Consider the following 8036-nt stretch of genomic DNA (forward strand, 5'->3'; position numbering starts at 1 on the left):
ACTGGGCAGGCGGCAACGGATCCTCATCTCAGTTATCGGCCGACGGCCGGCCCCGGCCGTGTCGGCGCGCCGGGAGCCGTCCAGGATGCCCCCCACGTACAGTATGGCGCCGATCACGTACCGACAGGCGCCCCGGTGGGGGCGTGTCGTCCGCCGTGCCATCCGCCCGTCGGGCGGTGCGAGGTGCGGCCCGCCGGACGCGGCGGGCCCCACGGAAGGACGCGAAAGGGCCCGGCCATGGTTGGCCGGGCCCTTTCGGAAGTGGGTCGCGAGGTGCGGTCAGCTCGCCGCGATGCTGGCGAGGCGCTGCTTGACGTCGACGATCGACGGGTTCGTCAGGGCCGTACCGTCGGGAAACCGAACCGTAGGAACCGTCTGGTTGCCGCCGTTGACGCTCATCACGAAATCGGCCGCCTGGGGGTCCTGCTCGATGTCGACCACCTCGTAGCCGATGCCCTCCCGGTCGAGCTGCGACTTGAGCCGGCGGCAGTAGCCGCACCAGGACGTGGAGTACATCGTGAGCATGATCGGTTCCTCCGGTGTCGTCGATCGGACGGGCTAAAGCCTGCAACGTCGGTACGGGCTGAGATGATTCCTGGCTGTGGTGGTTGACTCAGCGGCGGAACGGGTGTTGGCGGGGCTTGACCCGGAGCAGCGGAGCGCGGTGACGGCGCCCGCCGGCCCGGTCTGCATCCTCGCCGGTGCGGGTACCGGCAAGACCAGGGCGATCACGCACCGGATCGCGTACCGGGCCCTCTCGGGGGAGATCGCCGCCAGACATGTGCTGGCGGTCACCTTCACCGCCCGCGCCGCCGCCGAGATGCGGGCCCGGCTCGGCGCGCTCGGCGTGGGCGGGGTGCAGGCCCGTACCTTCCACGCGGCGGCGCTGCGGCAGGTCCGCTACTTCGCGCCCCGCCTGCTGGAGGGGCGGGCGATGCCGGAGCTGCTGGACAGCAAGGTGCGGCTGGTGACGCTGGCCGCCGCCCGCGCGGGGCTGCGCACCGACCGGGCCGCGGCCCGGGACCTGGCGGGCGAGATCGAGTGGGCCAAGTCGTCGCTGGTGGAACCCGGCGAGTACGTGGTGGCGGCGGCCAAGGCGCAGCGCGAGACCCCGCACGACCCGGCCAAGGTGGCCGAGGTCTTCGCCAGCTACGAGAAGATCAAGCGTGGCAACGGGGTGATCGACTTCGAGGACATGCTCCGCGCGGCGGTGTGGGGCATCGAGGAGCACGCCGACGTCGCCGAGCAGGTCCGCGGCCAGTACCGGCACTTCGTGGTCGACGAGTACCAGGACGTCAACCCGCTCCAGCAGCGGCTGCTCGACGCCTGGCTCGGCGAGCGCGACGATCTCACGGTGGTCGGCGACGCCAGCCAGACCATCTACTCGTTCACCGGCGCGACCTCGTCGTACCTCATCGACTTCCCCCGGCACTGGCGCGGCGCGACGGTGGTGCGGCTGGTCCGGGACTACCGCTCCACCCCGCAGGTGGTCGGACTGGCCAACGCCGTGATCCGGCAGGCGCGGGGTACCGAGTCGCGGCTGCGGCTGGAGCTGGTCGGGCAGCGTCCGTCCGGCGCCGAGCCGGACGTACGGATCTTCACCGACGAGCCGGCCGAGGCCGCCGCCGTGGCCGCGCGCTGCCGCGAACTCGTCGCCACCGGTACGCCGGCACGCGAGATCGCCGTGCTGTTCCGGACCAACGCCCAGTCGGAGGCGTACGAGAAGGCGCTCGCCGAGGCCGAGGTGCCGTACGTGGTGCAGGGCGCCGAGCGGTTCTTCGAGCGCGCCGAGGTGCGCCAGGCGATGGTGGCGCTGCGCTCGGCGGTGCGCTCCACCCCGGGCGAGACCCCGCTGGTCCGGGCCGTGGTCGACGGCCTCGCCGCGGTCGGTTGGGCGCCCGACCAGCCGCCGCCCGGTGGCGCCGCCCGGGAGCGCTGGGAGGCGCTGGCGGCGCTGGTCCAGCTGGCCGAGGAGTACGCCGCGCGGCCGGCCGTACTGCCGATCGGCGAGGCACCGGGCGCCGACGGTACGGCCGGCGACTGGGTGGCCGCGGTCGAGCGGCCCGTGTCGCTGGCGGACTTCTGCGAGGAGTTGCAGCGGCGGGCGGCCCAGCAGCACGTACCGACCGTCGAGGGGGTCACGCTCGCGTCGCTGCACTCGGCGAAGGGGCTGGAGTGGGACGCCGTCTTCCTCGTGGGTCTCGCCGACGGGACTCTGCCCACCACCTACGCCAAGACCGCCGAGCAGATCGAGGAGGAGCGGCGGCTGCTCTACGTCGGTATCACCCGGGCCCGCGAGTGGCTCTGGCTGTCGTACGGCTCGGCCCGCTCGCCCGGCGGCCGGGCCCGGCGGCCCTGCCGCTTCCTGCCGCAGTTGGACAGCTCCGGGGGTGAGAAGGGCGCGGCGGCCGGCCCGGGCCGCAAGGCGGAACGGCGCCGCAACCAGGTGGTTTCCTGCCGGGTCTGCGGGGCGACGCTGCTCGCCGGCGCGGACCGCAAGCTGGGCCGCTGCCCGACCTGCCCCTCCGACCTCGACGAGGAGCTCTACGAACGGCTGCGGTCGTGGCGTACCCGGGTCGCCGGGGAACAGCACGTGCCGGCGTACGTGGTCTTCACCGACGCGACGCTGATCGCGCTCGCCGAGCGGCGCCCGCAGCGCACCGAGGAACTGCTGGCCATCGCCGGTATCGGGCCGCGCAAGCTCGGCCTGTACGGCGAGGCGGTGCTGGCCCTGGTGGCCGGCGCGGCAGTCGACGACGTGGCGCCGGAAAAAACTTCCGCAATCGAGCCGTAAAACCGTTTGCCCTCGCCCCCCGGGGAGGAATAGCCTCATGGCACACCTCCCGAGCGGCGGCATTGCGGCTGCTCAAGTGGGGTGAGACCGAGTTGGTGACGAGCGTTAGTCAGGAGGTGGTACCCGTGAGGATCTTCGTTAACGAGCGACCGCAGGTGCTGCCGGCTGCCTGCGCTCCGGTGTCGGCCGCCCGGGTGATCCTGGCCGTCGATACCCCGTGGCTGTCGCGGGTGCACCAGGCCCAGGCTCAGGCCGAGCTGATCCTGGCCGAAGCGCGCCTCGGTAGCTACGGCACCAATGGGTCCACGGGCGGCAGCGCGCCATTCGCCGCCAAGCGGATGGTCGTCCGCGGTGTTCCACCTCGAGGTAAACCGGTCTAAATCAGACCACCGGCTCACCTCGAGGCCGCGGAACCCGCATACCGGGATCCGCGGCCTCAGTTTTTTGCACCGCCGAAGTACGTCGGAACGCGATCTGCAGATCGAAGTGAGAGAGAGGTGACCGGGCGATGAGTCTGGCGTTGGCCCCCATCGACGCGAACGTCGAGATGGAGGCGAACCTGCCCTGCCGGAAGTTCGACCCCGACCTGTGGTTCTCCGACTCGCCCACCGACCTGGAGCTGGCCAAGTCGCTCTGCGGGGACTGCCCGCTGCGCGTCGAGTGCCTGGCCGGGGCGATGGAGCGGGCCGAGCCGTGGGGCGTCTGGGGCGGCGAGATCTTCGAGCGTGGCGCGGTCGTTCCGCGCAAGCGGCCGCGGGGCCGTCCGCGCAAGGAGGACGTCGCGCGGGACGCGATGCTGCGGGTCGAGGCCGAGGCGCGGCTGGCGGCCGAAGGGCTCGCCGAGCGGCGCAGCGCGGTCCGGTTGGCGGCCTGACATGAACCCGATCCGTACGACCGCCGGCCCGGTGCCGGCAACCCGAGACGCGTCGAACACCGCGAAGCTGAACACCCCGAACGGAGTCCGGAAGATGTATCTAATCCACGAAGCGTTGTCGAGGGCCCGAATGCGACTGCCTCAGGCCGACCGCAACACCACGAGCACTGAGGCAACCCGATCCGCCCGCGCCATCGCACTGCGGGGGCGCCGCCAGGCGGCCCGCGAACTGGGCACGCTCTGACCGTCGACAACCCATAGCAAGCAACAACCGGCGAGGCCCGGTGGAGTGGGACACCGCTCCACCGGGCCTCGTGCTTTCCGCTCGCTGTATCCGGCCATCGCGCCGTTGCCCGGTACCGTCGAGGGGCGCGGCCTGGATCTTCAACGGCATACCCCTGCCTCGGATCAGATCAGGAATCGAGAAGCGAACCGGACGTGCGGGTCCATAACGTGTCCGGCGACGGTGACCCGGCCGTCAAGGATCCGACGGTGCCCCGACCGGGCGTCCGGCCGCCGGATGGCACCCGACCCAGAGGGAGAGGCGGATGAGGATCGCGGTCACCGGGGGAACCGGGCGGATCGGCGGGCTCGTGGTACGGCTGCTGGCTGACGAGGGACGGCACGATGTCGTCCCGCTGTCGCGGCGTACCGCGCCGTACGACGACCGCGCGGCGCTGCGGGCCGCCCTGGACGGGGCCGACACGCTGGTGTTCGTGTCGAGCGATGGTGAGGCCGCCCGGGTGCTCGTCCACCACCAGAACGTGCTGGACGCCGCGATCCGCTGCGGGGTCGGGCATGTGGTGCTGCTCAGCGGGCTGGACGCGGACGTGCGCTCCCCGTTCTGCTACGCGTTCACCAACGGACACACCGAGCAACTACTCCGCGCCTCCGGCCTCCCGTACTCCATCGTGCGGGCCGGCCTGTTCACCGAGTTCTTTCTGGGCCTGGTCCGGCAGGTCGGCGGCGCCGATCCGGGCGGCCCCGCGGGGACCGTCGCGCTCCCGGCAGCCGGCAACCGCGTCTCCCTCGTCGCGCGACGCGACGTGGCGCACTGTCTGGCAGCCCTGGCACTGCGCGCACCCAGCAACGGCCATCACGACGTGACGGGGCCGGAGAGCCTCACGGTCGAGGCGATCGCCTCGGCCGCCGGGTACCGATATGCCGACATCGCACCGGGGGACTTCGCCGGCGCGGTGTTGCGCCTGGGGGAGGAGCCGTGGTGGACCTATGCGTACGCGAGCATGTTCGAGTCCATCCGCCAGGGCCGCTGGGCGGCGGTCTCCGACGCCGTCGCCGAACTGACCGGTCGCGAACCGATCTCCCTCCGGGACGTGCTCGACGGCACGACCCTGAGTTCGGGAACCGGGACGGCCTGATCCACCCACCGAGGTCGATCATCAGCTGCGGAGGTGCCGCGCCACCCGGCTGATCCGCACTGTCGGAGTTCGCACGGCCCCGCCGGTACGAGCACCGGTGGTGGCGCGAGGCGCGCGGGCGCAGCAGCTCAGTGCGCGAAGCCGGGGAGCCAGCGTTCGAGGATGGCGCGGTACGGGGCCTTCGCCTCCAGTTGGCAGAGCACGCCGATCGATCCGAGCGTGACCCGGTGGATCAGCAGGTACGACGGGGGCAGGTTGAGCTGCCGGCCGAGCTGGTACGCGGGGGACCGGGGGCTGCCGAGGCGGGCGGCCTCGCGGCGCAGCCAGGCCCGGCTGAACCGGAACTCGTCCACCGCGACCGGCTCCAGCATGGGCAGCACGTAGTCGAGCATCGCCTGGGCGTCGATCGGGTCGGTCGGCTTGAGGAAGCCCTCGGCCCGCAGGCCCTCGACCACCGCGTCGGCCTCGCCTTCGAGCGCCAGTCGGACGAGCCGGCCGATCGGTTCGGGGGTGCCCTCGGGCAGCCGGGCCACCGCCCCGAAGTCGATCACACCGAGCCGCCCGTCGGCGAGGAGCCGGAAGTTGCCCGGATGCGGGTCGGCGTGGAGCAGACCGGCGCGGGCCGGGGCCGACAGGTGCAGGGTGGCCATCAGCCGTCCGGCGAGGTCGCGCTGCTCCTCGGCGCCGTCGCGGATGATCTCGGAGAGCGGGACGCCCTCGACCCAGTCGGTGACCAGTACCCGGGGTGCCGCGGCGACCACCTCCGGTACGAAGATCTCCGGGTCGCCCGCGTACGCCTCGGCGAAGCCGCGCTGCGACTCGGCCTCCAGCTCGTAGTCCAGCTCCTCGGTGATCCGCTCGCGCAGCTCGGCCAGGAGTGGCTTGATGTCCAGGCCGGGCTGGATGGCACGGAACATGGTGCCGAGGCGGGAGAGCTGTTTGAGGTCGGTGAGCAGGGCGTCGCCGGCGCCCGGGTACTGCACCTTCACGGCGACCGGGCGGCCGGCCGTTCCGCCGCGTCCGGCCCGGCGCCGGCCGCCGGGTGGGGCGGCCGCCGGCCCCTTCCAGACCGCCCGGTGGACCTGGCCGATGCTGGCGGCGGCCGAGGGCCGGTCGTCGAACTCCAGGAAGTGCGACCGCCAGTCGGGGCCCAGCTGCTCGGCGAGCACCCGGTGCACGCTGGCCACGGGGAGCGGCGGGGCGGCCTCCTGCAGCTTCGTCAGGGCCTGCCGGTACGGCGCGGCGATCTCCTCGGGCAGGGCCGCCTCGAAGACCGACAGTGCCTGCCCGAACTTCATGGCACCGCCCTTGAGCTGCCCGAGGACGCTGAAGAGCTGCTCGGCGGTGCGCTGCTGGATCTCGTTGGAGATCACTTCCGAGGCGAGCCCGGTCACCCGCTTGCCCATGCCGAGCACGGTCCGCCCGGCGAAGCCGAGTGGCAGGGCGGCGAGCTTGGCGGTCCGGGAGACGGCCCGGCGCGGGATGTCGGTCACCAGATCATTGTTACCGACTCTCCGGGGCCGCCGCCGCCGCGAACGGGTGGCCCGGACCACGTACTCGCTCATCCGCGTCGGCGACCGCACCGACAGGCCGGGTGGGGAGGCCAGAACCGCCTCCTGATCTCGCCCGGTCCGGTAACCTCCGCCGATCCGCCCTCGACCTCCGCCCGGCCCCCGTCGAGGAAGCCGAGCACCTGCCCGAGGGCGTACCCGACCGCCGCGATCAGGGTCGCGGTGGCGCACGGCTGCGGCCCCTGTCCGGCGGCGAGCTGCGCGGCGAGTCCCGGCCACCCCGGGTCACGGTCCTGCCTGTGCAGGTCGAGGCAGTTGAGGCAGGGGGTGCCGCTGGCGCGTACGAGCGGGCCGATGACGGGTACGCCGTCGCGCAGGCCGAGCAGCAGGTGCGGTTGGCCTGCGCGTACGAGCGGGCCGATGACGGGTACGCCGTCGCGCAGGCCGAGCAGCAGGTGCGGTTGGCGGCGTTGGGCGTACGCCGCGGCGAGGAGTTCGGCCGGCCGGTCGGCGCCGACCTGCACGACCAGGCTGGCCGCTCCGCGCCGCACCGGTCGGGTCTCGGTGCCGGGGGCGACCCTGCGGATGGCCTCGGCGACGGCGTCGGCCCGGGGACGGCGTACGTCGGTGGCGAGGAGACCGCCACCAGCGGCGTCGACCGGTTCGACCTGACCGGCGAGGTCTGGGTGGATGTGTCCCACGCCGGCCTGGGCGAGGGCGATCGCGACGGGCGGGGCGAGCCGACCCTGCCCCGTCACCACGATCCGGGCGGCGGCCCGGCGGCGCAGGGCCTGTGCCGGGGTGGCGGCGGCTCGGGCGCCCCGCAGCGCGAGCGCGCCGGCCTCGGACCAGAGGCGCTGCCGGGCCGATTCGGGCAGGTCGTACGGGAGCAGGGTGTGCGCGCTGACCACCAGCCCGGCGTCGCGCAGCGTGTCGATCAGCGTGCGGGCGTGGTCGCGGTCGACCCGGATCCTGCTCGCGTGCTCCAGGATGGCCCGCTCGCTGTGCGCGCCGTCGAAGAGGTCGAGCAGCCGGGCGGCGCCGGGATCGGCGACCTCCAGCAGTACCGCCCGGCCCGGGTCGAGCCCGAGTTGCAGGGTGTGCCGATCGCGCCACAGCCGGGCGAGGCCCGGCAGCAGGGTCGGTCGGGGGAGCGGCCTTCGCGTCATGGCGCACAGAGTGTCATCGATCCAGCCCGCTGCGTCCGCCGTTATCCACAGCCGTGCATCGCCGTGCACTGCTCTATCCACAGCTTGGGGTCAGTTATCCACAGGATCCGGGCGGTCGGTGGATGACGACGCTCTGCTGATCTTGAATGTCGATCCGGTGTACCGGCGGTGTCGGTACGGTAACTCCAAGATCATTTATGGGGTGTGGGCCCGGTGGTGGGGCGTGAGACGCGGGAGGGGTGGCCGGCCGGCCACCCCCCCCGCACGCGGCGGGGGTGTGGGAAGAGGGGTGTGGGGGGGGGGTAGATA

General features: G+C 72.9%; 7 protein-coding genes. 4 read left to right on the forward strand and 3 right to left on the reverse strand.

Going from position 1 to position 8036, the window contains the following annotated elements; translation table 11 throughout:
• Positions 1–279 precede the first annotated feature (279 nt).
• A complete protein-coding gene (locus tag AB0J86_RS21960) occupies positions 280–525 on the reverse strand; it encodes a mycoredoxin (RefSeq protein ID WP_363859429.1) in 246 nt (81 codons plus the stop codon).
• Between the two features lie 76 nt (positions 526–601).
• On the opposite strand from AB0J86_RS21960, the gene AB0J86_RS21965 reads away from it, so the two are divergent.
• The 4 genes from AB0J86_RS21965 (at position 602) to AB0J86_RS21980 (ending at position 5047) form a co-directional block, all read left to right on the forward strand.
• Positions 602–2794 (forward strand): ATP-dependent DNA helicase UvrD2, encoded by a 2193-nt coding sequence (locus AB0J86_RS21965; protein ID WP_363859430.1) that lies wholly within the window; start codon positions 602–604, stop codon positions 2792–2794.
• Between the two features lie 125 nt (positions 2795–2919).
• Positions 2920–3174, forward strand: a complete 255-nt coding sequence (locus AB0J86_RS21970) for a hypothetical protein (protein WP_363859431.1) — start codon at positions 2920–2922, stop codon at positions 3172–3174.
• Between the two features lie 128 nt (positions 3175–3302).
• Positions 3303–3668 (forward strand): WhiB family transcriptional regulator, encoded by a 366-nt coding sequence (locus AB0J86_RS21975; protein WP_363859432.1) that lies wholly within the window; start codon positions 3303–3305, stop codon positions 3666–3668.
• Positions 3669–4216: 548 nt separating this feature from the next.
• Positions 4217–5047: an NmrA family NAD(P)-binding protein gene (locus tag AB0J86_RS21980; protein ID WP_363859433.1), complete on the forward strand. Its 831-nt coding sequence runs from the start codon at positions 4217–4219 to the stop codon at positions 5045–5047.
• Positions 5048–5175: 128 nt separating this feature from the next.
• Here the strand turns inward: AB0J86_RS21980 and AB0J86_RS21985 are convergent, their stop codons facing one another.
• A complete protein-coding gene (locus tag AB0J86_RS21985) occupies positions 5176–6540 on the reverse strand; it encodes an AarF/ABC1/UbiB kinase family protein (RefSeq protein ID WP_363859434.1) in 1365 nt (454 codons plus the stop codon).
• A gap of 68 nt (positions 6541–6608) precedes the next feature.
• Entirely contained in the window at positions 6609–7727 is a 1119-nt protein-coding gene (locus AB0J86_RS21990) for a hypothetical protein (protein ID WP_363859435.1), read from the reverse strand.
• Positions 7728–8036 lie beyond the last annotated feature (309 nt).

Source organism: Micromonospora sp. NPDC049559 (assembly GCF_040676675.1).
GTDB lineage: Bacteria > Actinomycetota > Actinomycetes > Mycobacteriales > Micromonosporaceae > JBFAPK01.

Bases quoted from the DNA above. Each gene is read 5' to 3' on its own strand.
- AB0J86_RS21960 (WP_363859429.1), bottom strand. From the start codon at position 525: ATGCTCACGATGTACTCCACGTCCTGGTGCGGCTACTGCCGCCGGCTC.
- AB0J86_RS21975 (WP_363859432.1), top strand. From the start codon at position 3,303: ATGAGTCTGGCGTTGGCCCCCATCGACGCGAACGTCGAGATGGAGGCG.
- AB0J86_RS21980 (WP_363859433.1), top strand. From the start codon at position 4,217: ATGAGGATCGCGGTCACCGGGGGAACCGGGCGGATCGGCGGGCTCGTG.
- AB0J86_RS21990 (WP_363859435.1), bottom strand. From the start codon at position 7,727: ATGACGCGAAGGCCGCTCCCCCGACCGACCCTGCTGCCGGGCCTCGCC.